The sequence below is a fragment of the uncultured Parvibaculum sp. genome, assembly GCF_963975745.1.
Classification (GTDB): domain Bacteria; phylum Pseudomonadota; class Alphaproteobacteria; order Parvibaculales; family Parvibaculaceae; genus Parvibaculum.
In genome coordinates this window covers 18,553-41,514 of record NZ_CAXBIB010000012.1, presented here as the reverse complement: position 1 = coordinate 41,514, position 22,962 = coordinate 18,553, and the positions used below count along the sequence as shown (strand labels likewise).

Genomic DNA, 22,962 nt, shown 5'->3' with positions numbered 1-22,962 from the left:
TCGCGTGACGGAAAGTTACAGCGCCTTATTCGACAACGCTCCGCAACATCCATGCGGTCTTTTCGCTGGCCTGCATCCGCTGCACCATCAGATCCGCCGTCACCTCGTCATCCGCCTCGCTGGCTTCCTTGAAGAGATCGCGCGCGGTCTTGACGACCTGCTCATGGCCCTTGACGAGATTCTTGACCATCTGTTCGGCGCTCGGCACGCCATTGTCTTCCTGCAGCGAGGTCAGCTTGCCATATTCGGCATAGGTGCCCGGAGCAAAGGCGCCCAGCGCCCGGATGCGCTCGGCAATCTCGTCGGTCGCCGCCCAGAGTTCGCGGTACTGCTCCTCGAACATCAGATGAAGGGTGCGGAAATGCGGGCCGGTCACGTTCCAATGGTAATTGTGCGTCTTGAGATAGAGCGTGTAGGTGTCGGCCAGAACACGCGAGAGCCCCTCGGCGATCTCGCTCCGGTCCTTCGCTGCAATGCCTGTGTCAACTTTCACATTTGCCTCCTTTCAAAGGGTACACACTCCATATAGTTCAGGAACAAAGGATTGCAAGGCTTATTAGAATTTCTCTAATGTAAATCGTATCATATTCAGGCGACATGACCGTTAACCCTGCCCTAGAGTGCCAACGCGTCGACCCATCCACTGGAGGCTGCCGATGGAGACAACATTCCGTTTTCTCGACACGAAGCCGATCGAACTCGACCGGCGCCAGCTCGTGCGCGGCCTCGCGGCGGGATATGTCGTTGCACTGACCGGCTGTGTCGAAAACAAGGCACTCGGACGGCAGCAGCTGCTGCTGGTTTCGGAAGCGCAGATGAGCCAGCTCTCTGCATCCGCATGGACCCAGCTGCGGCAACAGAAGAAGGTTTCGACCAACAGGAAGCTCAACACGCGCCTGCAGACAGTCGGACGAAAGATTGTCACCGCAGCCAACCTCCAGAACCAGCCATGGGAGTTCACGGTCTTCGAAGGCAAGGAAGCCAATGCCTTTGTGTTGCCAGGCGGCAAGGTCGGATTCTACGAGGGCATTTTCCAGCGCATGGAAAACGACGATCAGCTCGCCACCGTCATGGGGCACGAAACGGCACATGTGACAGCGCGCCATTCGGCCGAGCGCTATAGCCAGCACATGGCGGCCGGCGTCGGCATGCAGGCGGCGCAGATCGGATTGCAGAGCGCCAATGTCAGCAATCCCGGGGCCATTGCCGCTATACTCGGCGCCGGCCTGCAATTCGGCGTGCTGCTGCCCTATTCGCGCCAGCACGAACTCGAAGCCGACCGTCTGGGCGTCGCCTACATGCAGAAAGCCGGCTACGATCCGCGGCAGTCGCTGCGCTTCTGGCAGAACATGTCCAAACAGCGCACCGGTCAGGCGCCGCCTCCGGAACTGATGTCGACCCACCCCTCCGATGCCACGCGCATGGCCGCTTTGCAGGCGCAGCTTCGCAGCATGGGCTATCAAGTGTAATGAAATTGGGCCCCGCGCTTCGCGCGGGGCCCTTCGGTTTCAGATTTCGTCAGCGCAGGCTGGCGCAGAAGCGTTGAATCCGTTCGCAGGCCTTGACGAGGTTCTCAGTCGAGGTCGCATAGGAGATTCGGAAGAAGGGCGCCAGACCGAATGCCTCACCATGCACGACGGCAACGCCTTCTTCTTCCAGCAGCGCTTCGGCAAAATCCTTGTCGGTCTCGATCAGCTTGCCCTTCGGCGTCGTCTTGCCAAGACAGCCCTCACAAGACGGATAGACATAGAACGCGCCTTCCGGCGTCGGACATTTCATGCCCGTCGCCTGATTGAGCATCGATACCACGAGATCGCGACGCTCCTTGAAGCTCTGCGCGCGTTCCGCAATGAAGTCCTGCGGTCCGTTGAGCGCCTCGACAGCCGCCCACTGGCTGATCGAGGTCGGATTCGACGTCGACTGGCTCTGGATCGTCGTCATTGCCTTGATGAGTTCGATTGGCCCGGCACAATAGCCGATGCGCCAGCCGGTCATCGAATAGGCCTTCGAGACGCCGTTCATCGTCAGCGTACGGTCGTAGAGTTTCGGCTCGACCTGCGCCGGTGTCGCGAACTTGAATCCGTCATAAGTCAGATGCTCGTACATGTCGTCGGTCAGCACCCAGACATGCGGATGCTTCACCAGTACGTCGGTCAGCTTCTTCAGTTCGTCCCATGTATAGGCGGCACCTGTCGGGTTCGACGGCGAATTGAAGATCAGCCACTTGGTCTTCGGCGTGATCGCCTTTTCCAGCGCCTCCGGCTGCAGCTTGAAACCTGTCGCCATGCCCGCTTCGGCAAAGACCGGCGTACCGCCGGCCAGCAGCACGATGTCGGGATAGGACACCCAGTAAGGCGCGGGAATGATCACCTCGTCGCCGGGGTTCAAGGTCGCCATCATCGCATTGTAGATGATCGGCTTGCCGCCGGGCGCGACAAAGCACTGGGCGGGCTTGTAGTCGAGCCCGTTCTCCCGCTTGAACTTGGCCGCTATCGCCGCCTTGAGCTCGGGGATGCCGTCGACGGCCGTGTACTTGGTTTCGCCGCGCCGGATAGCCGCGATGGCCGCTTCCTTGATGTTGTCCGGCGTATCGAAATCGGGCTCGCCCGCACCAAGGCCGATGACGTCGACACCGGCCGCTTTCAGGTCGCGTGCTTTCTGGGTCGCGGCAATGGTTGCCGACGGCTTGATGCGCGATAGCGAGTCCGAAAGGAAGCCCATGACACGGTCTCCATGAGGGCGGTTGGTCCGAAAAGCGGCTGCAACCTATGCCGCCCCGAGGGCCCACGCAACCGCCTTCCTAGCCGCGAAGCCAATAAAGCACGAGGGCAACGAACAGCAGTCCCGAGCCGGCCACATCCGCTACCGCCACCTTCGATATCCATCGGCTCGGGTCATCCTGCAGCCGGGCGAAGACCACAAAGGAGAGCATGCTGGCGAAACCGAGAACAAAAGCCGCTAGCTGAAGTTCGCGGCGGAAGGCCGCCACGATCAGGAAGGCACCGACAAGCCCCAGCATGACGGCCCGATGCTGCATCAGGGTCAGCAGGTTGGTGTCGGTGAAGGTGAGACCGTAAAGTCCGGCAAGTTGCTTCGCGCCCAGCATCCCGATGGCCGGATAGGCGTTGAGCAACCCGACCAGCACAAATATCCCGCCCACAATAAGTCCATGCATCAGACAGCCTCCCTCTCCATTCTCATGGCTTCGGCGAGCGCCGCATCGCCGCCTTCCCGTTCGAGCCCGGCGACGGCCCCCATGCGGTCCGCCTCCGCCATGTGCTGACCGAGCTTCCATTTGCCCTCAAACCGTGCGACCGGCATCTCGAAGACGACAAGCGCGGTCAGCAACTTCCCGACATCACGATTCGGCAGCACATCCACGGACCACGGCGCGGGACGCGCGCGCTCGAAGCGATCGGTAAGCGCCGCAATCATCGCCTTGGCGGCACCGGCATCGTCGACGATGCGCGGCACGCCATAAGCGTGCACGGCAATGTAATTCCATGTCGGCACGCGCCCCGCCGTCGAATACCAGGCAGGCGAGATATAACCATGCGGCCCCTGAAACACGGCAAGCGCCTCTCGTGCGCCGTCGAAGGCCTGCCAATGCGGATTTGCCCGCGCGACGTGGCCGACAAGCACAACCTCCTCGCCGCGCCGCTCGACATGAAGGGGAATATGAGTAGCGAAAGGCATGCCGTCCGCGCCCGCCGTCACGAGGAGGCCGAACGGCTCCCGTTCGATCAGCGCTATACATTCGTCACGATCCGCCTGCGCGAAACGCGGTGGCACATACATGATCTCTTCTCCTAATCCGCCTGCACGGCGGCAATGTCGCGCACCGGCTCGCCGAAAACCGTCTGCATCGGCACGATGCCGGCCCAGACCGGCAGGTCCATATCTTCCGGATCGTCGAGCGGCCCGCCACTGCGGACCTTGGCGGCGACCTCGACCAGCGGCAGCCGCAACACCTGCGTCGCCTTCAACTCCTGCGCATTGGCGGGCCGTGTCTCGGGCGGGTGCCCCTGCCGGACACGGGTCGTGAACAGGTCAAGTGCACGCGGCTTCTCCGCCTCCGCGACGGTCTCGGCGACGCCATGCGCCATCACCGAGCGATAATTCATCGAGTGATGGAAGGCCGAGCGCGCCAGCACCAGCCCGTCGATCAATGTGACCGTCAGACAGATCGGTACGCCGCCGCCGATCATCCGCATCAGCCGGCTCTTGCGCGAACCGTGCAACAGAACGCTTTCACCATCGCGGACATAAACCATCGGCAGCGCCACGGGGCCGGCCCCGCCCATGAAGGCGACATGCGCGACATAACCGGCATCGAGAATGTCGTGCATCGTCGGCCGGTCGTAAGTTGCGCGCTTCGGCACCTGCCGCACCCGGTGCGCCGCCGACGTCTCATAGTTGCTCATCACAAACTCCCTTCAGACGTCCAGCGTCCGCGGCGGCCGCGTCAGAAGCGCACCCCCGCAATTCGGACAGATGTGCCCCATCGTCTCGGCGCAACCGGGACAGAAGGTGCATTCGAAGCTGCAGATTTCGGCCGCGCCGTCTTTCGGCGTCGGCGCCGCACACTTCTCGCAACTCGGTTTCATTTCCAGCATGGCGCTCTCCTCGGCTCCGGATTGACCCGGCCCGCACCATTTGCCGAAATTGGCTCTATCAAAAGGTCCATTTGACAAAATATGATAGGTCCACTGAAGTTCACGAGGAATGCCGCCATGCCCGCAAGCCCCCTGCCCCTCGGAACGCTGGCACTCGACAATGGGGCCGAGGCCCCGCTTTATCGCCAGCTCTACGACGCACTGCGCGAGGCCATCCTCGATGGAAGGCTGCACCCCGGCGCGCGCCTGCCCTCGTCCCGCAGCCTTGCCGGCGACCTCGGGGTCGGGCGCAATACTGTGCTGACCGCCTATGATCAGTTGACCGCAGAGGGCTATCTGGAAGGACAGGTCGGCGCCGGCACCCGTGTCGCTGCAGTCCTGCCCGACAGCCTGTTGCAGATGGACCGGCAGGCCCGGCGCCCGATCCCGGAACGGCCGACAGGCAATACACGCGGTCTGTCGGAGCGCGGACAGGCGCTGTCAGCCACCCGCCGCGCCGCGCCCACCTACAGGCGCGGCGAAGGCCGGCCCTTCCTGCACGGCCTGCCGGCGGTCGACCGGTTTCCGAACCTCCTGTGGAGCCGCCTGCTCGCCCGTCACGCGCGCGACCCGCGACGGGGCAATCTGGGCTACGAAGTCGGCATCGGCCTCCAGGCGTTGCGCGAGGCGATTGCAGCCTATGCAGGCGCGGCACGTGGCGTCGTCTGCACGGCCGAGCAGGTGATCGTGACGGTCGGCGCGCAGGGCGCCCTCGACATGACGGCGCGCATGCTGCTCGACCCCGGCGATCCGGTCTGGATCGAGGATCCGGGCTATCTCGGCGCGCGCGGCGCCTTGATGGGCGCCGGTGCGGCGCTGGTGCCGGTGCCCGTCGATGCCGACGGTATCGATGTCGCGGCGGGCATCGCCCGGCACGCAGCGCCCCGCCTGATCTATGTCACGCCATCCCACCAGTTTCCGCTCGGCGCAACGCTGTCGCTGCAGCGCCGCCTCGCCCTGCTCGATCATGCGCGCCGCTGCGGTGCCTGGGTGCTCGAGGACGACTATGATTCGGAATACCGCTATCAGGGCCGCCCCATCGCCTCGCTGCAGGGCCTCGACCGTGCCGGCTCGGTCATCTACATGGGCACCTTCGCCAAGACGATGTTTCCGGCCATCAAGATCGGCTATCTGATCGTGCCTGAAAATCTGGTCGACGCTTTCGGCACCGCCATCCGCATCACCGGCCATGTGCCGCCCGCCACCATTCAGGGCGCCCTGGCCGATTTTATCGGGGAGGGACATTTTGGCGGACATGTACGACGCATGCGGGCGCTCTATGCCGAGCGGCGGGACTTGCTGCTCAAGGCGCTGGAGAATGATCTCGCGCCCTGGCTCGAAGCAGCGCCTGGCGAAGGCGGTCTGCAGCTCTCGGCCTTTCTGGCGTCCGGAGCCGACGACACGGCGCTGGCCCAGACCGCAGCCGCGGCCGACATCCATGTCAGCCCGCTTTCGCTATACCGGCTGGAACCCGGCCGGCCGGGTCTATATATGGGCTATGCCTCGGTGCCCGAGGCAGAGATCGGCAAGGCCGCGACACGCCTCGCCGAGGTACTGACATCGGCCGGTTGCCCCCGGCGCACCTGACGGAATCTCGCTCATGCGCCTCTACCAGATGCAGGACAGCGGCAATTGCTACAAGGTGAGGTTGCTGGCCCACCAGCTTGGACTGCCGCTCGAACTTGTCGATGTCGATATCCTGAAGGGCGAGAGCCGGACAGATGACTTCCTGAGCCTCAATCCGAACGGCCGCGTGCCGACGGCTGAATTCGAGGACGGGCGCACGCTGGCGGAATCGAATGCCATCATGTTCTACCTGGCCGAAGGCACGGCCATGCTGCCCGAAGACCGCATGGCCCGTGCGCAGGCCCTGCAATGGATGTTCTTCGAGCAATACAGCCATGAGCCCTATATCGCGGTCGCCCGTTTCTGGCAGTCGATCAAGCCCGGCGGCTTCGAGGAAAAGAAGGACAGCTTCCCTCTATGGCACGAACGCGGCTACCAGGCCCTCGACGTCATGGAACGTCACCTTGCCAAGCATGACTGGTTTGCCGGCGGCCGGCACTCCATCGCCGACATCGCGCTTTACGCCTACACGCATGTTGCCCATGAAGGCGGATTCGACGTCACACCCTACAAGGCGATCGGCCGTTGGATGGGCCGCATACGGAGCGAGCCAGGCCACGTCCCGATGGACTGGCGGCCCTGACAGAACGGGGCCGTCACAAAATGGCCTCAAAATGGCGCGGCTCTCGCCGGTTTTCCGGACCCGGAACGCCCCATTTCCCCGCGACACTTTGTCCGCCTGAGGAGGATCGGCTCCTCACGCATCAGCACATTGCGGGGACATCATCATGGATTACACATCGCGCCGCGCCGCATCTGCCCGGCCACGGCAGAGCCGGCTCCAGGCCCTTGGTCAAATTCTCTTCATCGTCTGCATTTCTCTCTTTGTTTTCGTCAGTCTTGCTCAGCATCAGGCCCGTGCCGACAGCACGGGCCTTGTTCGTCTGGCGGATGTGGAAAGCGGCGCCCTGCTGCTGAACTCGACCGAGCCCGGCAAGTATGTACCGGCCCCGCTTCTGGCCACGGACGTCAAGATCGACATCTCCGGCCCGATCGCCCGGGCCCGCGTGACACAGCATTTCATCAATCCGGGCGACGGCTGGGTGGAGGGAAAGTATGTCTTTCCGCTGCCGGAGAACTCGGCCGTCGACACGCTGAAAATGGTGATCGGCACCCGCATCATCGAAGGGCAGATCAAGGAAAAGCAGGAAGCGCGGCAGATCTACGAGGAAGCACGCGCCGACGGCCGCCGCGCCAGCCTGGTCGAACAGCAGCGCCCCAACGTCTTTACCAATTCGGTCGCGAATATCGGTCCGCAGGAAACGATCGTCGTCCAGATCGAGTACCAGCAGACGGTGCGCCAGGACGGCGACGCCTTCTCGCTGCGTTTCCCGATGGTCGTTGCGCCGCGCTATGTGCCGAAGAGTGCCACGCCACAGCTTGTCGACTTCAAGCCCGGCGAGGGCGGCTGGGGCGAGATACTGCCGCCCCGGGAACCGCTCGATCTCGAACAGCCGCCGGTCCTGCACCCGGACATGGGCCAGATCAACCCGGTGAGCCTCGCGATTTCGCTCGACGCCGGCTTCGCGCTCGGCACGGTCGAAAGTGCGCATCACGAGATTTTGCTGTCGCGCGACGGCACCCGCAAGGCGACGCTGACGCTGGCGGAGGAACTGACGCCCGCCAACAGGGACTTCGAGCTTGTGTGGAAACCGGCCGCTGCATCTGCGCCCGCCGCGGCCCTCTTTCGCGAACGCGTCGGCGACGAGGACTATGTCCTCGTCATGCTGACGCCGCCCGCGGGCAGCACCGTTTCGGCGGCAAAGCCGCGCGAAGTGATCCTCGTCATCGACAATTCGGGATCGATGTCCGGCCCGTCGATGGACCAGGCCAAGAAGAGCCTTATCTGGGCCCTCGACCGGCTGAAGCCCGCCGACACCTTCAATGTCATCCGCTTCGACGACACGACGACGGTGCTCTTTCCGCAGGCCGTCCCGGCGCATGGCGAGAACCTCGACCTCGCGCGCCGCTATGTCGGCAACCTTGAGGCAAACGGCGGTACCGAGATGCTGCCGGCGCTCAAGGCGTCGCTTTTGGACCCCGATGCCGGCGACAGCTCGCGTTTGCGCCAGGTCGTTTTCCTGACCGACGGGGCGATCTACAACGAACGCGAACTCTTCACCGAGATCACGAGCAATCTCGGCCGATCGCGCATCTTCACGGTCGGCATCGGTTCGGCGCCGAACAGCTACTTCATGGCCCGTGCCGCCGAAGCCGGGCGCGGCACCTTCACGCATATCGGCAGCGAGATGCAGGTTGCCGAACGCATGAGCGTGCTCTTCGAAAAGCTGCAGAACCCGGTCATGACCGACATCGCGGCAAGCTGGCCCGACGGGCGCAATACGCAGAGCTGGCCGAACCCGGTCCCCGATCTCTACAAGGGCGAACCGATCGTCCTGTCGGCCCGCATGCCGAAAGCTGAGGGTACGCTGACGCTGAAAGGCCAGCTTGCCGGCGCCCCCTGGGAAATCCGCCTGCCGCTCGACGCCGGCCAAACGCGGCCCGGCATCGGCAAGCTCTGGGCAAGGCGCAAGATCGAACAGCTTGAGGCCGATGCCCGCATCGAGGGCGACTGGCAGAAACACGACGGCGACATTCTGAAAACCGCGCTCGACCACCATCTGGTCAGCCGGCTGACCAGCCTGGTCGCGGTCGACGTGACGCCGGTGCGCCCCGATGGCGAAGAGCTGACGACCCGCGATATGCCGATCAACCTGCCGGATGGCTGGGACTACGAAAAGGTCTTCGGCAGCGAGACCGCGCCGGCGGCAAGGCGCACCACTTTGCACGCTGCTCCGTCACCGATGCTGGCGATGGCAGCAACGGCGCCAGCAGCTGACGCCGCAACGACCGGCCTCGCCTTGCCCCAGACATCGACCGACGCCGCCACAATGATCACTCGTGGCCTGTTGGTCATCATGCTGACGGCCCTGCTGGCCATAGGCCTCTGGCTGCAGCGGCAATGGCGCCGCCCTGCTGACTTCGGGCGGCCGCTGTGACCGCGATCCGACACGATGCGACGGCCCGTTTCCGGGCCGTCGCCATCATGCTCAGTCTCGGCCTCGGTCTCGGCATCTGGATGGTCGGGCAGGGCCTCTATATCAAGGCGAAAGCCGAAGTCGCGCAGATCCTGCTGGAACGCGCCTGGCAGCGGACTCTGACCAGCGGTCAGCCCCACAAGGCCTGGCCCTGGGCCGACGCATGGCCGGTTGCCCGGCTCGAAATTCCGGCAAGCGGCAAGAGCCAGATCGTGCTGTCGAATGCGAGTGGCGCGGCGCTAGCGTTCGGTCCCGGACACCTGGCCGGCTCACCTCTTCCCGGCAGCGGCGGCACGTCGGTGATTGCCGGACACCGCGATACGCATTTTTCGTTTCTGCGCGATGTCAAAAATGACGACACCGTCATCATCACGACAACCGACGGATTGCCACAACGTTACATCGTCGACGCGACAGAAATCGTCGATGCCAGACACGCGCAAATAGACCCGGGACTGGAAACAGGCATTGCCCTGGTGACATGCTATCCGTTCGACGCGAAGGAGCGCGGGGACTTGCGCTACATTGTTTTTGCGACGCCGGACGACGATGCGATCTGAAATCAAGACAGACTGATCCAACGTCGCGCCTCAAGCGTATAGGTCAACTGAGATTGACGCGCGCGTAAGGCAAGACGACGGTTTTCCCAATTCTGCTTGACCGATGAAGTGCAATTTCGCCGTATAGAGAACGGGGTATGCGTCGGCCGACTAGCGGCCTATGGAAGGCGGTTTGGGCTTGGGATTGGAAAACTATCGAAGGACGATCAGCGAAACGAAACGTGCGGCGATCCTGACGGCGGCACGCGAGAATTTTCTCAAGGGTGGCTACAGCCGCGCGGCTATGGCCGAGATTGCGCGCGATGCCGACGTGTCGACAGCGACGCTCTACAAGCATTTTGCGTCCAAGGAAGCCCTGTTCACCGCGGTTGTGGAAGCCGTCTACGAGAACATCGGCGATCCCGGCCTTGGCAATATCGAAGGCGCAACGGCGCGCGAAGTTCTGACGCGAATATGCGCCATCTATGCACGACAGCAATTCGAAGGCGAGATGAACGGCATACTCCGGATCGTCATCGCCGAAGTTCCGTCATCGCCTGAACTTGCGCGCGCCGTGTTCGAGCGCGGCGTAACGGCGCGATACGAACAGTTCAGGGCCGCACTCGATGCGCTTGTCGCACGCGGCGACCTGAAGCCTCACGACACGGCAACCGCAGTCCGGATGCTGGGCGGCATGGTGAAGGAATTTGTCGTCTGGCCCGCGCTGTTCATGAAGGACTTCGACCGGCCAAACGATATCGATCGCAAGATAGAGGCCTGCATAGACGCCTACATCAAGATGCATGAACGAATCTCGAAATAGCTGAAACCTTCAAGGGATAAGAAAATTGGGTCTGGACACGCATAGACGAAATGTCAGCGACAAGAAGCGCGCCGCCATTCTCAAGGCGGCCCTCGACAATTTCCTCCGAAACGGATTCAGCCGCGCCGGTATGGCCGATATCGCCCGCGAAGCGGATGTTTCGACGGCGACGCTCTACAAGCATTTCGATTCGAAAGAAGCCCTCTTCGCGGCAGTGGTCAAACAGGCAGCGCGAAGTGTCGGCGACTATTCCGGCCTTGTTGCACCAGACGACAGTGCCCGCGACATCCTGCGAAAGCTGTGCAGGGCCTATCTGAGCGTTCAGTTCGAGCACAATGCAAACGCCCTGATGCGTATCGTGATCGCAGAGGTGCCGGGTGCGCCGAAGCTTGCCGCCGAGATGTACGACGTGCTGGCAAATCGGCGCAACGACAGCGTAATGGCGGTCATGGATGCGATGATCGAACGTGGAATGCTGAAGCCGCATGACGCGGCCTTCAGTGCCCGGCTGGGCAGCGGCATGTTGAAGGAGCTCTTCGTCTGGCCGGCACTTTTCGACGCCGACTTCCAGCTTCCGGCCGACACCGACAGGAAGATCGACATGTGCGTGGATGCCTTTCTGGAACTTTACGGCGCCTGACGCATTCTAGCGCGTCGCCAGAAAGGCGTAGCGATTGACGCTGAAAAAGAACTCGCCGCGTTCGATCAGCCGAAGCTGATCCTCATGCCACGCCTGGGTTTCGGCATCCGTGAGACCGTATTTCGCACCATTGCCGCGCGCATAGCCGTGAATGGCGCGCATGATCCCCGCCGCATAGGAAACGGGCTGCCATTGCGCTGCAAGCATCGGCACGATCTCGACCCGCGCAACAGTGAAGCCGGTGCGCCGGAACAGCGGCCCGAGCTTTGCCGGCAAATGCGGATCAGCAAGATGTCCGTCCCAACAGGCAAGCATGCGCGCCATGCGCGCCTCATCGGACGAATGCCAGACCACGCTACGCCAGTCGGTATCGAGAATGAGCACCCGTCCGCCCGGTCGCAGAACACGATGAAGTTCCGCCAGCGCTTTCGGCATGTCAGCCACATATTCATAAACCTGCGTCGACACAGCCGCATCAAAGACACCCTCGGGAAAGTCGAGCGCCGTGGCATCGCCCGCAACACATTCTGCCTGCGGCAGCGCGGCCAGCCGCGTGCGCGCCATCTTGATCATGGCCGGTGCCATGTCGAGCCCGACGATCCGGCCGGTGTCGCCGACAAGCCGCGCCAGATCGTGTGCCAGCAGTCCCGGCCCGACGCCGATATCGATCACGCGTTCGCCGGGCTTCGGCGACAGCATGTCGAGCACGCGCATGCGCTGGCTGACGACATCGGGGGTCAGATACATGGCTTCGACGGACCTGGCCGCCGCTTCGTCGAATTCGATCATCTGGCTCACTTGCTGGTCTTCTCCCTGTCGACAAGGATTGCACGGACAATCGATTCCGGTTGCGCCAGATCGGCAATCATCCGCCGCGTGCCGTCGCTGAACGTCAGGGCCAGCGCACCCCCGCCGAAAAATCTCTGCGCAATGGCAGGACGCACCTCGGCGGCAGCCACATCGCGCACCGGCACGGCAAGCCGGCGGCGCCAGGTGAAGCCCCATTGCATGTCGATCTCGTCTGCCGCAACCTCGACACGCAGGTTTCGCGCCCGCATGAACGCATGGAACAGCAGAAGCGGGACCACCACCGCCTCGATCGCCAAAGCGATGCTGCGAATGGCGGCAAGCGGCGGTTGACGCGTATCGGCCCAGACATAGACCCCGACCCAGACCGCGGCGACGGCAAGCGATGGCAGGTAGATCGTCCAGTGGGCGCCTGAAACGGCTGACGGGGCGGCAGAATCGGTCATGGCCGCAGGATCGCAGAAGGCTCATGGCTTGAAAAGCGCCGGAACCCGCCTTCCGCCCGGAATGGCATGCATCGGCTGCCCAGACGCGCTATAAATGATACTGGCCGCGAAACGCGGGGCCCCGATAGTTCGTGCGGGCCTTCGAGACGGCGCCCGCACCCCCGACGGCAAGGACGACGGGAGGTAACATGACTGGCATTGTTCGCGATACCGACGACACACGACAGGGCGAGACCGGCCATGGCGTTCGCTATGTGCTCGGCATCTCGCTTTTCGCCGCATGGGCGGCGCTCAGTCTGATCGTCATTTTCGGCTGACCGTCACTCTGGCGAATCCGCGGCCATGGCCCCATATTGGGGCCATGGCGCGCGACAAGTTCAAATCATTCGGCCGGGGTTCGGAACGTCCCCTGCCCGCAAAAGGCGGTTCGGGCCTTGCCGAAGCGCCCGGCGCCGCCTTTGCGCCCGCGCCAGGCCGCGCCGACAGCGAAACCTGGGCGGGCGCGCTGCAGGGCGACCCCGCCAACTGGCCGCTCTTCGCGCCGCACCGGCCCGAACGCCCCGAAAAATCCGAAGGTGGCCGCACGCTGAAGCTGGTCTCGGAATACGAACCGGCCGGCGACCAGCCGACAGCCATCGCCGAACTTGTGGAAGGCATCGAGCGCGGCGAGAACGACCAGGTGCTGCTCGGCGTCACCGGCTCCGGCAAGACCTACACCATGGCCCAGGTGATCGCCCGCACCCAGCGCCCGGCGCTGATCCTCGCGCCCAACAAGACGCTGGCCGCCCAGCTCTATGGCGAATTCAAGAGCTTCTTCCCGGAAAACGCTGTCGAGTATTTCGTTTCCTATTACGACTACTACCAGCCGGAAGCCTATGTGCCGCGCACCGACACCTATATCGAGAAGGAAAGCTCGATCAACGAGCAGATCGACCGCATGCGCCACGCGGCGACCCGCGCCCTGCTCGAACGCGACGACGTCATCATCGTCGCTTCCGTTTCCTGCATCTACGGTATCGGCTCGGTCGAAACCTATTCGGCCATGACCTTTTCGGTGAAGCGTGGTGAGCGCCTCGACCGCAAGCAGCTGATCGCCGACCTCGTGGCGCTGCAATACAAGCGCAACGACCAGTCCTTCGTGCGCGGCACTTTCCGTGTGCGCGGCGACACCGTCGAGATCTTTCCGGCCCACTACGAAGACCGCGCCTGGCGCGTCTCGCTGTTCGGCGACGAGGTCGAGGAGATCGCCGAGTTCGATCCGCTGACCGGCCAGAAGACCGGCAAGCTCGACGAGATCAAGCTCTACGCCAATTCGCATTATGTGACGCCGCGCCCGACGCTCAATCAGGCGATGGAGGAGATCAAGCATGATTTGCAAGTGCGTCTTCAGGAGCTGAAGGGCCAGGGCAAGCTGCTGGAAGCGCAGCGCCTCGAACAGCGCACGCAGTTCGACATCGAGATGATGGAGGCGACCGGCAGCTGCGCCGGCATCGAGAATTATTCGCGCTACCTGACCGGCCGCAAGCCCGGCGAACCGCCGCCCACGCTCTTCGAATATCTGCCCGACAACGCCCTGGTCTTTGCCGACGAGAGCCATGTCACCGTGCCGCAGATCGGCGGCATGTTCCGCGGCGACTACCGGCGCAAATCGACGCTGGCCGAATATGGCTTCCGCCTTCCCTCCTGCGTCGACAACCGGCCGATGCGCTTTGAGGAATGGAACGCAATGCGGCCGCAATCGGTTTTCGTGTCCGCCACACCCGGCCCATGGGAGATGGAACAGACAGGCGGCGTCTTCGTCGAACAGGTGATCCGCCCGACCGGCCTGATCGACCCGCCGACCTTCATCCGCCCGGTCTCGACGCAGGTCGACGACCTGATTGCCGAATGTCACGAAGTGGCGGCCAAGGGCCAGCGCGTCCTCGTCACGACGCTGACCAAGCGCATGGCCGAGGACCTGACCGAATACATGCACGAGCAGGGCATCCGCGTCCGCTACATGCATTCGGACATCGACACGCTGGAACGCATCGAGATCCTGCGCGACCTGCGCCTTGGCGCCTTCGACGTGCTGATCGGCATCAATCTGCTGCGCGAGGGCCTCGACATCCCGGAATGCGCGCTGGTGGCGATCCTCGATGCCGACAAGGAAGGTTTCCTCAGGTCCGAAACCTCGCTGATCCAGACCATCGGCCGCGCCGCGCGCAACATCGACGGCCGCGTGATCCTCTATGCCGACAAGGTGACCGGCTCGATGGAGCGCGCGATCGCCGAAACCAACCGCCGCCGCGAGAAGCAGACGGCCTACAACATCGAGCACAACATCACGCCGGAAAGCATTCGCCGCAACATCGGCGACATTCTCGAAAGCGTCTATGAGCGCGACCATGTGCGCGTCGATACCGGCGAGGCCGACGAAGCCTTCATCGGCCACAATCTGCGCGGCCATATCGCCGAGCTCGAACGCAAGATGAAGGACGCCGCCGCCGACCTCGAATTCGAAACCGCCGCCCGCCTGCGCGACGAGATCAAACGCCTCGAAGCCACCGAACTCGCCATCGCCGACGACCCGATGGCAAGGCAATCGGCTGTCGAGGACAGCGTCGCCCGGACAACAAAGCCGAAGGGCCGTTCGACGAGCGGAAAGCCGGGAACGCGGGCAGGGAAGTACAAGAGACGGTAGGCCCTCAGACCACCATCAGGTATTCCACCACATCCTTCGCATCGAAGACCAGCGACACGATCATCGTCGCCAGCGCCGCGACGAACCAGACGCCGTAGACGCTCTTCTTGTCGATCTGCCCCCAACGGCGGATGAAGAGGAGGGCGACCGGCGTCCAGAAGACGAGATGCGTGACGCCCCAGAGCTTGTTCCAGCCGATGGTCATGCCGAGTCCCATCGCCGCGACGATGGAGAGGAAGAAGGCCAGCAGCAGCCAGCGCGCCTCGGAACGGAAGAACGAAAACACCAGGCTGCCCACGCCCAGCACGGCCAGCATCCAGAACATCCAGAACTGCACCCATTGCGGCAGTGCCGCCACATAGGCGTCCTGCGCCGCCTGCGCGGCGATGAAGGCGTCCAGAAACTCGGTCATGGCACTCCCCTCGAATGCGGCCGGGATTTTTGCAGAGGTCGGACTCCGGCCGCAGAAAATCAAGCCTGCGTCACAGAGACGTGATCGGCCGAAAGCGGGCCCGCCCCTTCGCTTGCCGGCAACCGGTTGGCTTATGTCCCTGCAGCGAGCGCTGTGCGCATCCGCGGCAGAAAGCGCTCGACATTGCGCCGGACGACGATCTGGTAGCTCTTGAGAATCGAAATCTGGACGTCGTCGCCGCTCAGGCCGGCGGGCCGCTGACCGATCGCGGCAGTCGACCCCGTGATGCCGGCGGCGACACCCTGGCCGACCGCACCGCCAATGCGCGCGCCCCATGCGATCGAATAAGGATCGACGCCGCTGTCTGTCACCCGCTCCTCATGCAGCAGGCGGCCATCTTCCGCCGAGGTCAGCCGATAGACGAAATCGGTTTCGTAACCGATGCCATTCGGTGTCGAGGCCACCCAGTACTTGTCGACCTTGACATCGAGCAGATATTTCGCGGCCGCCTTGTCGCGATTGTAGAGCTTGTTGCCATGCAGAAAATGTACGACCCACGACCGTGTATCGGGCTCGATACCGCCACTCTTGTCGACCCAGTGGGACATGAACTTCCGCTCCGACTCGACCGGGAACACGCTCTCCATCGTGTAGTCGCCGGATACACCGGTCACATGGACCGCGCCGAACAAGGGGTCGGTCTCGGTGACATGAACGACCGGCTGATAGGGCGTGCGTTGCGCGCAGCCCGCCAGCATGACAATCGCCAGCATCAGAGCCGGCATCAGAGCCGGCAGCCGCGCGGCCGCGAATGTGTTCGATCGAATGGACATCGAAATCTCCTGTCTGGCTGTCGTCCGGCGCCACCGCGTGCTGCGGACCGCGATCACTCCGCCGCAACGTCCTGCGCGGCGGCGGCCTCAAGCGCGGCTTGCCGGACCGCCGTGTTGTAGCTGATGCTTGAGGGCATATCGCTGTAGTACCTGTCGGCATTCCTTGCGATGGCATCGCGCCAGCCATAGACCAGCGCCTTCGCGAGAATGGACGGTTGCAGTCCCGACTCGGAGCCTGTCGTCATGCCGGGACCGTGGACGACGGCGGGAACGCCGGTCAGTCCGGCGGCCAGTCCTGCGCCTGCAGCCGCGAAGACGGCCCCCCAGGTGATGTTGTCGGGCTTGACGCTGAAGCCGCCATCGTCGAAGCGGCGATCGACCAGCGGCTCCGTCGTGCCGGCTTCGGTGATCCGGTAGACGAAGGATGTCCGATAGGCCATCCCCTTCGGCTTGCCGATCACCTCGATCGTCTGCACATCGACATCGAGAAAATATCTTGCGCTTTCGGCGCTGCCGGCTGCGAGCCCCTTCTCGCCCAGATAATGTCCGAGCCATTTGCGTGCATCGGCCGCAAGAAAGGCCTGATCGGAGGTCACGAGCTGGCGCTCCGCATCGACCGGAAAGACCTCGGCCAGCGTCGGCGCAAAATTGACATCGCGCAGCCATATGGCGGCGTGGAAACGGTTGCTCGCATCGTGAACCAGTTGGGGTTTGTAGGGGTCGCGCGGACCGCAGGCGACGAGCACAAATCCGCACAGGGCCAATATGGCCAATCGCCAGAATGACGTCATGTTCCATCCCCCCTCGATTCCCCGGATCATTTGGTGCCTTGCTGTCGGCATTGGCAACGACTTTCTGCAGGAAACGGGAAGGAGATCCCGTATACGGAGCACTGGTCCGCAGTTTGGATCTCGGGCGGAGCGCATGGTTGCGCCGGCGCTGATATGCGATTTCCTCCTCGATACATCGCCATGAATGCATGATAATTCCGCATGAGCACCGCCCTTCTCATCGGTACCACCGGCATGTTGTGCGATGCGGCTGCCCATGCCGCAGCACGGGTCAGGGAGGCGGTCGTCGTCTCGCGCCACGCCGACCGCTTTTCCTTCGGCAACGATGTGCTCGACGTCAAGCTGACGCGCATCGCGCAGGACTATGAGGATCAGGCCGCATTCCTGGCCGCGCTGGTGCGCCACGCGCCCTTCGATCTGGCGCTGACATGGATCCGCCCCCGCGCCGAACTGCTGCGCGCCGCGCTCGACGCATTGGTGGCGCCGGGCGGCTTGCTGGTCGAGGTGATGGGGTCGCGTTCGATCCTGACCAGCGAGAACGGTACGCCCTCGATCGCCGCCTTGCGCGGCGAGGCGCTGGCGCATCAGACGGGCTTCACCTATGCGCAGGTGGTGCTCGGCTTCGTGCGCGAGGGCGAAACGTCACGCTGGCTCAATCACGAGGAGATTTCGGCCGCGGCCATCGCCCAGATGGAAATGCCGCTCGCCCGCCGCATCGCCGGTACGCTGGAACCCTGGGAAGCGCGGCCACGATGACCCTCAGCGCGCGTACCAGCCGAACGGGCGGAACATGAAATGCAGCGCAAGCCCCAGCGCCGCGAAGACGAACGCCACGAGAAACCGTACCGAGATCAGGCTGAAGCCGATATGCGTCGGGAAGACATGCGTCTTCGAAACCGAGGCTTCCTTCAGATGCCGGATTTTTTCGGCATCCGGCCCCGTGATCATGTCGAGCATGTCGCGCATCGAACGGTAGCGCACGATGGCAACGAAATCCCAGGCATCGAGCCCTGCAGGCTCGATAAAGCGCGCGATCGGCCGCGACAGGAACACCGGATGCCCGGCGCGCGCGAAGAGCGCTGGCAGGATGACGCGATTATAGGCCTCGGCCGCAGCCATGTCGGCCGGGTCGTCGACCAGATTGACCATGAAGAATTCGCGACCGTCATCGGCACGCGCCCAGGCTTCCAGGGGCGCGCGCAGGCCTAGCGCCCCCTGTGTACCGCCAGCCAGAGCGTCGAGACGCGCCATGTAGCGGTCGACCTCCGCAGCCGAAAGCGGCTTTCCGGCGCCGCCATACCAGACCCAGAAGACCGCATAGAACAGCACGAGCGTGGCTGCGAGAATTCGGGGACCGGAAAGATGATGCACGGGGCTGCCCTCCAATTGTCGTGGGTAGCCTAGGTCCGGAGGCTTAAATTGGCAATAGATGTGTCAATATATGGGCTCAGGCGCTGCCGGTCGTACGCGCCCTCTGCCCGCGCCCCAATCGTGCGCGCGTGCGGCCGACAATGTTCATCAGCCGCTGGTCATGCTTGACCCGCCTTTTCAATGCCAGCACCGCATTTGCGGTGCCGGCGAAGGCGGCGCCGGGCAGGCTCGTCCCCTTGACAAAATTCCGCATTTTCATCGGCGTATCGCAGAAGCTTTCCTTGTAGGGAAGATAGCCGACCGAGAGATCATAGACCGTGTCGCCACGCACAATGCCGGCCTGAAGCAGTTTGAGAAGATGCATCCGGCCAGGGGAGAGGCGGCTATACGCGCCGGCGTCATAAGTATGCACCATCAACGTCGTGCGGCCCTGCCAGCGATGGCCGATGCTGCCGGAAAGAAACGCGCCGTCGAGCCGCAACTCGGCGACATCGAGCAATTGCCGTTCGGCAGGCAGCGCAGCCAAAGCCAGATAGGTGTCGCGATATGCCGGCTCGGCAAAGATCGAGGCGATGCCCTGCGCGGCAAGCTGCGCTGCCTTGCGCGCAAGAATTTCGTCTGTCATGGCAACACATTCTTCGGGCGTCTCCGCAAAGCGAAAGACAAGGTCCCCCGACGCTTCAAGTTTCCGCATCTTGGACCGATCGATGCGCCGGGTCTCGGCACGGTAGCGCAGCGTCAGTTCCTCGAAGCTCGCCGGCAGATCGAAGACATAGGCATCGTCGGGGGCAGCCACGCCGCCGAGTTCCATCAACGGATTGGCGACGGGTGCGTCCGGCGTACCGAGCGATACGGGTTGATCTGTCAGCATCACGAGATCGTGCCGCGGCAGCGCGCGCACGATCTGTCGCCACAGGGCCGGAAATCCATCCTGCGGAATGCGCGTCTCGAAATCGGGCGCCAACAGCGGCGCCTTGTAGTCAGCCATGCGTCCGCCAAGGAGGACAAGACGCCGGAGACCCATGAAACGTTCAATGCCGAAAGGTGCCAGCAGCACCGGTTGGCCCTGCCGCGACACGACGACGATCGCCGGCTCGACAGCCGCGCCGACATGGGCGTGCCAGGCGGAGAGCCAATCGAAACTCTGGAAGGCCGTACCGTTCGCACTCGCCTCGAATGCACGCCAGACTGGCTCCGCCGCCTCGAAACTCGAATAGACGGCAATGCCCGCCGCCCGGGCCAGACGCGCGGAGAAGGAAGCCGCCACGCCGGGATGGCGCCACCGCGGCGGCGTTGCCGAATCCAGATCCCGTTCGTCTGATGCCAGGCTCATCCTAAAATCCACTGTCCAGTTGCAATGCAGCGCGATCCCGATTCGGGACATGGCTCTGCCGTCGCCCAGATCCAAGCAAGCAGCCTGCCAGCAGACACATGCTAGAATTCAGCGTTTCAACCTGCCGAGGAGCGGCCCATGTCCCCTGCCCTGATCCCCTTCGACATTGACGGGATTGCGCCCGAAACCGGAACACCGACGCCCGAACGTCTGATAAGCGGCCACCCATCCAGCCGGACCTGGAACCTCCATGCATCTCCCGACGGCAAATTCTTTTCCGGCATCTGGGAAAGTGAGCCGGGCGCCTGGCGGATCGAGTACACGGAGCATGAATTCTGTCACATCATTGAAGGCATCAGCCGCATCACGCCAGACGGCGGCAATCCGGTAACCGTCAAGGCGGGAGACGCCTTTGCGATTCCGGCAGGTTTCCGAGGCATCTGGGAAGTTGTGGAAAAAACGCGGAAACACTATGCCATTTATGAAGCATGACGCTGCGTAAGTAGGCCGATTCTTGTCAGCCGCACTCCGGGGCCCTATATGGCATCGTGAACGCGTGAATGGCCCGGGGGCGGACCGTCAACGATCAAGGGGCTCGAAATCGGAAACCGGTTGAAAATTCGCTTTGGCGGCGGTCCTGCGAGCCGCATTTCCGGCAGGGAGCATCGCGTCTGATGCTGCCTGATTTTCTCGTTCTGGCAACTGGCCTCGTGATTCTGCTGGTCTGCGGCGACCTGCTCGTTCAGGGCGCCACGTCGCTTGCCACTCGCTATGGGCTCTCGCCGCTGCTGATCGCCCTCACGATCGTCGCCTTCGGAACCTCGGCCCCCGAACTGCTGGTCTCGGTACGCGCCGCACTGGCAGGTGCACCCGGCATAGCGCTCGGCAATGTCGTCGGTAGCAATACCGCGAATATCCTGCTCATTCTCGGCCTGCCCGCCCTGATTTATCCAATCGCCTGCGCCGGCCGCATCGTGCCGCACAACATGCTGATCATGATGGCGGCGAGCATTCTGCTGATTGTCCTCTGCTTCATCGGACCGCTCGGCTTCTGGCAAGGTCTGTTGCTGCTGGCGATGCTGACGGCCTATCTCGTCTATTCGGGCTGGGATGCCCGCATGAACCCTCACGAGCCGACGCCACTTGTGGCCGAAATGCCCGATGATGCGTTTGCCCAGAACCGGTCATGGGAGGACACCCGCGATCTTCCCCACGGCACATTGCCGCCTCCGATTCAGTCACGCCGCCTCATCGCGCTGAAGATCGTGTTCGGAATCGCCGGTCTTCCTCTCGGTGCGCGCCTGGTGGTCGATGGCGGCATCGATATCGCCCAGGTCTTCGGCGTATCTGACGCCGTAATCGGCCTGTCGATCATTGCGGTGGGCACCTCGCTGCCTGAACTTGCAACCTCGATGATGGCCGTTTTCCGCCGCAACGACGACATGGTGGTCGGGAACATCATCGGCAGCAACATCATGAACATCCTGGCCATTCTCGGGATTACGGCGCTGATCGCACCGCTGCCGGTCGACAAGGACTTTCTGTCCTTTCATCTCTGGGTCATGCTGGGCGCCGCGGTGCTGCTTCTGCCGATGGCAATGACGGGCCGCAAGGTTGGCCGCCTGGCAGGGGCCGTCTTCCTTGCCGGTTATGTCGGCTATCTCTACGCGATGTTCGCACTTGGCCATGTACCGCCCGAGGTCGAGAACGGACTGAACGGCTTCTGAGAGAACTCTGATGGCATCCAAAGGCACGGCACTCGTCACCGGCGCGGCGCAGCGTATCGGTCGCGCCATTGCGCTGGCGCTGGCCGGCGACGGATGGCGCATTGCCATCCACCATCGCAGCTCGGCCGCCGAGGCGGCCGAAGTCGTGCGTGAGATTGAAAAAACGGGAGGCCGCGCCGCTGCTTTTGCGGCCGATCTGGCCGACATGGACGAAACGCGCGGGCTGATTGCCGCCGTCGCGACAACCCTCGGCCCGCTGACACTGCTGATCAACAATGCGTCGCTCTTTGAGACGGACGAGGCGCTCAGCATGACACCTGAAAGCTGGGCCACGCATATGGATATCAATCTGCGCGCGCCGGCCTTTCTGGCCCAGGCCTTTGCAGCACAACTGCCGGCATCGGCCGAGGGCAATATCGTCAATGTGATCGACCAGCGTGTCTGGGCGCCCACACCGAAATTCTTCTCCTACACGATCAGCAAGATGGCCTTGTGGGACATGACGCAGGTACTGGCCCGATCATTGGCACCTCGTATTCGGGTCAACGGCGTGGGGCCCGGACCCGCGATGATCAATGCCCGCCAGTCCGAGGCCGACTTCGAACGGCAATGCGCGGCCACAATCCTGAAGCGGGGAACGACGCCGGAAGAGATTTGTGACGCCATCCGGTTTATCCTCTCGGCGCCCGCCATGACCGGCCAGATGATCGCACTTGATGGCGGTCAACACCTCGCATGGGAAACACCCGACGTCGCCGGCGTTGCCGAATAGAGACCCGCAAAAATGACCCAGCCCGATAACGTCACCCGCCTGAAGATCGCCAGTGCCGCCGAAGCCACACGCCATGTTTTCGTACGCGACCTGCTGCTGGACGCCCATATCGGCGTCTTCCGTCACGAGCGGGGATCGGCCCAGCCGGTCCGTGTCAATGTCGATCTGACGGTAACAGAAGCGGCCCATGGCGACGACCTGGCGAATGTTGTCTGCTATGCGACAGTGGTTGACCAGATCAAGACGATCGTCGCCGAAGGGCATCTCAACCTTGTCGAAACGCTGGCCGAGCGTATCGCGGCCGCTTGCCTGTCGGACGACCGGGTAAGGGTGGCGCTGGTGCGGGTCGAGAAGCTGTCGGTGATTCCGGAGGCGTCAAGCGTCGGCGTCGAGATCGAGCGTGTTCGCCCGCGTCCTTGAGTACGACAAACACGCTGAAAAGCGGCAATGGAATCAACATGTTGGA

The 22,962-nt window shown here is 63.2% G+C and carries 26 protein-coding genes and 1 pseudogene; 14 read left to right on the top strand and 13 right to left on the bottom strand.

Translation table 11 applies throughout. From position 1 onward, the window contains the following. Positions 1 to 25 precede the first annotated feature (25 nt). Positions 26 to 493, bottom strand: coding sequence for a Dps family protein (locus AAC071_RS10955; RefSeq protein WP_339832462.1), 468 nt, complete (start codon positions 491 to 493; stop codon positions 26 to 28). A gap of 163 nt (positions 494 to 656) precedes the next feature. Between AAC071_RS10955 and AAC071_RS10950 the strand changes: the two genes are divergently transcribed. Then, positions 657 to 1,469, top strand: coding sequence for a M48 family metallopeptidase (locus tag AAC071_RS10950; protein ID WP_339832461.1), 813 nt, complete (start codon positions 657 to 659; stop codon positions 1,467 to 1,469). A 49-nt stretch (positions 1,470 to 1,518) separates the two neighbouring features. Here the strand turns inward: AAC071_RS10950 and AAC071_RS10945 are convergent, their stop codons facing one another. From AAC071_RS10945 to AAC071_RS10925, 5 genes are all read right to left on the bottom strand, one after another. Further along, positions 1,519 to 2,721 carry a pyridoxal phosphate-dependent aminotransferase gene (locus AAC071_RS10945; RefSeq protein WP_339832459.1) on the bottom strand — a complete coding sequence of 401 codons (1,203 nt, stop codon included), beginning with the start codon at positions 2,719 to 2,721 and terminating at the stop codon, positions 1,519 to 1,521. Positions 2,722 to 2,800: 79 nt separating this feature from the next. Then, a complete protein-coding gene (locus AAC071_RS10940; protein ID WP_339832458.1) occupies positions 2,801 to 3,175 on the bottom strand; it encodes a hypothetical protein in 375 nt (124 codons plus the stop codon). Beyond that, on the bottom strand, positions 3,175 to 3,798 hold the full coding sequence (locus tag AAC071_RS10935) for an FMN-binding negative transcriptional regulator (RefSeq protein WP_339832457.1): 624 nt from the start codon (positions 3,796 to 3,798) through the stop codon (positions 3,175 to 3,177). The genes AAC071_RS10940 and AAC071_RS10935 overlap by 1 nt, the downstream gene beginning before the upstream one ends. An 11-nt stretch (positions 3,799 to 3,809) precedes the next feature. Then, a complete protein-coding gene (locus AAC071_RS10930) occupies positions 3,810 to 4,424 on the bottom strand; it encodes a pyridoxamine 5'-phosphate oxidase family protein (protein ID WP_339832456.1) in 615 nt (204 codons plus the stop codon). Positions 4,425 to 4,436: 12 nt separating this feature from the next. After that, positions 4,437 to 4,616 (bottom strand): DUF1272 domain-containing protein, encoded by a 180-nt coding sequence (locus AAC071_RS10925; protein ID WP_339832455.1) that lies wholly within the window; start codon positions 4,614 to 4,616, stop codon positions 4,437 to 4,439. Between the two features lie 117 nt (positions 4,617 to 4,733). Between AAC071_RS10925 and AAC071_RS10920 the strand changes: the two genes are divergently transcribed. The 6 genes from AAC071_RS10920 (at position 4,734) to AAC071_RS10895 (ending at position 11,321) form a co-directional block, all read left to right on the top strand. Continuing rightward, positions 4,734 to 6,242 (top strand): PLP-dependent aminotransferase family protein, encoded by a 1,509-nt coding sequence (locus AAC071_RS10920; RefSeq protein WP_339832453.1) that lies wholly within the window; start codon positions 4,734 to 4,736, stop codon positions 6,240 to 6,242. A 13-nt stretch (positions 6,243 to 6,255) separates the two neighbouring features. Beyond that, positions 6,256 to 6,864 (top strand): glutathione S-transferase family protein, encoded by a 609-nt coding sequence (locus AAC071_RS10915; protein WP_339832452.1) that lies wholly within the window; start codon positions 6,256 to 6,258, stop codon positions 6,862 to 6,864. Between the two features lie 145 nt (positions 6,865 to 7,009). After that, on the top strand, positions 7,010 to 9,280 hold the full coding sequence (locus AAC071_RS10910; RefSeq protein ID WP_339832451.1) for a marine proteobacterial sortase target protein: 2,271 nt from the start codon (positions 7,010 to 7,012) through the stop codon (positions 9,278 to 9,280). After that, positions 9,277 to 9,879, top strand: coding sequence for a class GN sortase (locus AAC071_RS10905; RefSeq protein ID WP_339832450.1), 603 nt, complete (start codon positions 9,277 to 9,279; stop codon positions 9,877 to 9,879). The genes AAC071_RS10910 and AAC071_RS10905 overlap by 4 nt, the downstream gene beginning before the upstream one ends. Before the next feature lie 178 nt (positions 9,880 to 10,057). After that, positions 10,058 to 10,681, top strand: coding sequence for a TetR/AcrR family transcriptional regulator (locus tag AAC071_RS10900; protein ID WP_339832448.1), 624 nt, complete (start codon positions 10,058 to 10,060; stop codon positions 10,679 to 10,681). Between the two features lie 25 nt (positions 10,682 to 10,706). Next, a complete protein-coding gene (locus AAC071_RS10895; protein WP_339832446.1) occupies positions 10,707 to 11,321 on the top strand; it encodes a TetR/AcrR family transcriptional regulator in 615 nt (204 codons plus the stop codon). 6 nt (positions 11,322 to 11,327) lie between these two features. On the opposite strand, the gene AAC071_RS10890 is transcribed toward AAC071_RS10895, so the two are convergent. Together AAC071_RS10890 and AAC071_RS10885 are read right to left on the bottom strand one after the other, a co-directional pair. Beyond that, positions 11,328 to 12,110, bottom strand: coding sequence for a class I SAM-dependent methyltransferase (locus AAC071_RS10890; RefSeq protein WP_339832577.1), 783 nt, complete (start codon positions 12,108 to 12,110; stop codon positions 11,328 to 11,330). Between the two features lie 5 nt (positions 12,111 to 12,115). Further along, positions 12,116 to 12,574: a PH domain-containing protein gene (locus tag AAC071_RS10885; protein ID WP_339832444.1), complete on the bottom strand. Its 459-nt coding sequence runs from the start codon at positions 12,572 to 12,574 to the stop codon at positions 12,116 to 12,118. Positions 12,575 to 12,762: 188 nt separating this feature from the next. Between AAC071_RS10885 and AAC071_RS10880 the strand changes: the two genes are divergently transcribed. Beyond that, a complete protein-coding gene (locus tag AAC071_RS10880; protein WP_339832443.1) occupies positions 12,763 to 12,891 on the top strand; it encodes a hypothetical protein in 129 nt (42 codons plus the stop codon). A 188-nt stretch (positions 12,892 to 13,079) separates the two neighbouring features. After that, a pseudogene (uvrB, locus tag AAC071_RS10875) lies at positions 13,080 to 15,257 on the top strand (excinuclease ABC subunit UvrB); the annotation flags it as partial. Between the two features lie 4 nt (positions 15,258 to 15,261). Here the strand turns inward: uvrB and AAC071_RS10870 are convergent. The 3 genes from AAC071_RS10870 to AAC071_RS10860 form a co-directional block, all read right to left on the bottom strand. Continuing rightward, positions 15,262 to 15,669 carry a hypothetical protein gene (locus tag AAC071_RS10870; RefSeq protein ID WP_339832442.1) on the bottom strand — a complete coding sequence of 136 codons (408 nt, stop codon included), beginning with the start codon at positions 15,667 to 15,669 and terminating at the stop codon, positions 15,262 to 15,264. A gap of 131 nt (positions 15,670 to 15,800) precedes the next feature. Beyond that, positions 15,801 to 16,502, bottom strand: coding sequence for a hypothetical protein (locus tag AAC071_RS10865; RefSeq protein WP_339832441.1), 702 nt, complete (start codon positions 16,500 to 16,502; stop codon positions 15,801 to 15,803). A 53-nt stretch (positions 16,503 to 16,555) separates the two neighbouring features. Continuing rightward, positions 16,556 to 17,293, bottom strand: a complete 738-nt coding sequence (locus AAC071_RS10860; RefSeq protein WP_339832439.1) for a hypothetical protein — start codon at positions 17,291 to 17,293, stop codon at positions 16,556 to 16,558. A gap of 201 nt (positions 17,294 to 17,494) precedes the next feature. Between AAC071_RS10860 and AAC071_RS10855 the strand changes: the two genes are divergently transcribed. After that, positions 17,495 to 18,049, top strand: a complete 555-nt coding sequence (locus AAC071_RS10855) for a hypothetical protein (protein WP_339832437.1) — start codon at positions 17,495 to 17,497, stop codon at positions 18,047 to 18,049. Between the two features lie 3 nt (positions 18,050 to 18,052). Here the strand turns inward: AAC071_RS10855 and AAC071_RS10850 are convergent, their stop codons facing one another. Both AAC071_RS10850 and AAC071_RS10845 read right to left on the bottom strand, forming a co-directional pair. Next, positions 18,053 to 18,664 carry a hypothetical protein gene (locus AAC071_RS10850; protein WP_339832435.1) on the bottom strand — a complete coding sequence of 204 codons (612 nt, stop codon included), beginning with the start codon at positions 18,662 to 18,664 and terminating at the stop codon, positions 18,053 to 18,055. A 76-nt stretch (positions 18,665 to 18,740) separates the two neighbouring features. Continuing rightward, positions 18,741 to 19,997, bottom strand: coding sequence for a GNAT family N-acetyltransferase (locus tag AAC071_RS10845; protein WP_339832433.1), 1,257 nt, complete (start codon positions 19,995 to 19,997; stop codon positions 18,741 to 18,743). A 138-nt stretch (positions 19,998 to 20,135) separates the two neighbouring features. Here AAC071_RS10845 and AAC071_RS10840 point away from each other — a divergent pair, with 138 nt between their 5' ends. The 4 genes from AAC071_RS10840 to folB all read left to right on the top strand — a co-directional run bounded on the left by AAC071_RS10840 (position 20,136) and on the right by folB (position 22,916). Further along, entirely contained in the window at positions 20,136 to 20,489 is a 354-nt protein-coding gene (locus tag AAC071_RS10840; RefSeq protein ID WP_339832432.1) for a cupin domain-containing protein, read from the top strand. A 182-nt stretch (positions 20,490 to 20,671) separates the two neighbouring features. Beyond that, a complete protein-coding gene (locus AAC071_RS10835; protein WP_339832430.1) occupies positions 20,672 to 21,724 on the top strand; it encodes a calcium/sodium antiporter in 1,053 nt (350 codons plus the stop codon). A gap of 10 nt (positions 21,725 to 21,734) precedes the next feature. Further along, positions 21,735 to 22,496, top strand: coding sequence for an SDR family oxidoreductase (locus AAC071_RS10830; RefSeq protein WP_339832428.1), 762 nt, complete (start codon positions 21,735 to 21,737; stop codon positions 22,494 to 22,496). A gap of 12 nt (positions 22,497 to 22,508) precedes the next feature. Next, positions 22,509 to 22,916, top strand: coding sequence for a dihydroneopterin aldolase (gene folB / locus AAC071_RS10825; RefSeq protein ID WP_339832425.1), 408 nt, complete (start codon positions 22,509 to 22,511; stop codon positions 22,914 to 22,916). The last annotated feature ends 46 nt before the right edge of the window (positions 22,917 to 22,962 follow it).

Coding starts and splice junctions, on each gene's coding strand:
- AAC071_RS10950 (WP_339832461.1), top strand. CDS start 657: ATGGAGACAACATTCCGTTTTCTCGACACGAAGCCGATCGAACTCGAC.
- AAC071_RS10945 (WP_339832459.1), bottom strand. CDS start 2,721: ATGGGCTTCCTTTCGGACTCGCTATCGCGCATCAAGCCGTCGGCAACC.
- AAC071_RS10940 (WP_339832458.1), bottom strand. CDS start 3,175: ATGCATGGACTTATTGTGGGCGGGATATTTGTGCTGGTCGGGTTGCTC.
- AAC071_RS10935 (WP_339832457.1), bottom strand. CDS start 3,798: ATGTATGTGCCACCGCGTTTCGCGCAGGCGGATCGTGACGAATGTATA.
- AAC071_RS10930 (WP_339832456.1), bottom strand. CDS start 4,424: ATGAGCAACTATGAGACGTCGGCGGCGCACCGGGTGCGGCAGGTGCCG.
- AAC071_RS10925 (WP_339832455.1), bottom strand. CDS start 4,616: ATGCTGGAAATGAAACCGAGTTGCGAGAAGTGTGCGGCGCCGACGCCG.
- AAC071_RS10920 (WP_339832453.1), top strand. CDS start 4,734: ATGCCCGCAAGCCCCCTGCCCCTCGGAACGCTGGCACTCGACAATGGG.
- AAC071_RS10915 (WP_339832452.1), top strand. CDS start 6,256: ATGCGCCTCTACCAGATGCAGGACAGCGGCAATTGCTACAAGGTGAGG.
- AAC071_RS10910 (WP_339832451.1), top strand. CDS start 7,010: ATGGATTACACATCGCGCCGCGCCGCATCTGCCCGGCCACGGCAGAGC.
- AAC071_RS10890 (WP_339832577.1), bottom strand. CDS start 12,110: ATGATCGAATTCGACGAAGCGGCGGCCAGGTCCGTCGAAGCCATGTAT.
- AAC071_RS10885 (WP_339832444.1), bottom strand. CDS start 12,574: ATGACCGATTCTGCCGCCCCGTCAGCCGTTTCAGGCGCCCACTGGACG.
- AAC071_RS10880 (WP_339832443.1), top strand. CDS start 12,763: ATGACTGGCATTGTTCGCGATACCGACGACACACGACAGGGCGAGACC.
- AAC071_RS10870 (WP_339832442.1), bottom strand. CDS start 15,669: ATGACCGAGTTTCTGGACGCCTTCATCGCCGCGCAGGCGGCGCAGGAC.
- AAC071_RS10865 (WP_339832441.1), bottom strand. CDS start 16,502: ATGTCCATTCGATCGAACACATTCGCGGCCGCGCGGCTGCCGGCTCTG.
- AAC071_RS10860 (WP_339832439.1), bottom strand. CDS start 17,293: ATGACGTCATTCTGGCGATTGGCCATATTGGCCCTGTGCGGATTTGTG.
- AAC071_RS10855 (WP_339832437.1), top strand. CDS start 17,495: ATGAGCACCGCCCTTCTCATCGGTACCACCGGCATGTTGTGCGATGCG.
- AAC071_RS10845 (WP_339832433.1), bottom strand. CDS start 19,997: ATGAGCCTGGCATCAGACGAACGGGATCTGGATTCGGCAACGCCGCCG.
- AAC071_RS10840 (WP_339832432.1), top strand. CDS start 20,136: ATGTCCCCTGCCCTGATCCCCTTCGACATTGACGGGATTGCGCCCGAA.
- AAC071_RS10835 (WP_339832430.1), top strand. CDS start 20,672: ATGCTGCCTGATTTTCTCGTTCTGGCAACTGGCCTCGTGATTCTGCTG.
- AAC071_RS10830 (WP_339832428.1), top strand. CDS start 21,735: ATGGCATCCAAAGGCACGGCACTCGTCACCGGCGCGGCGCAGCGTATC.
- folB (WP_339832425.1), top strand. CDS start 22,509: ATGACCCAGCCCGATAACGTCACCCGCCTGAAGATCGCCAGTGCCGCC.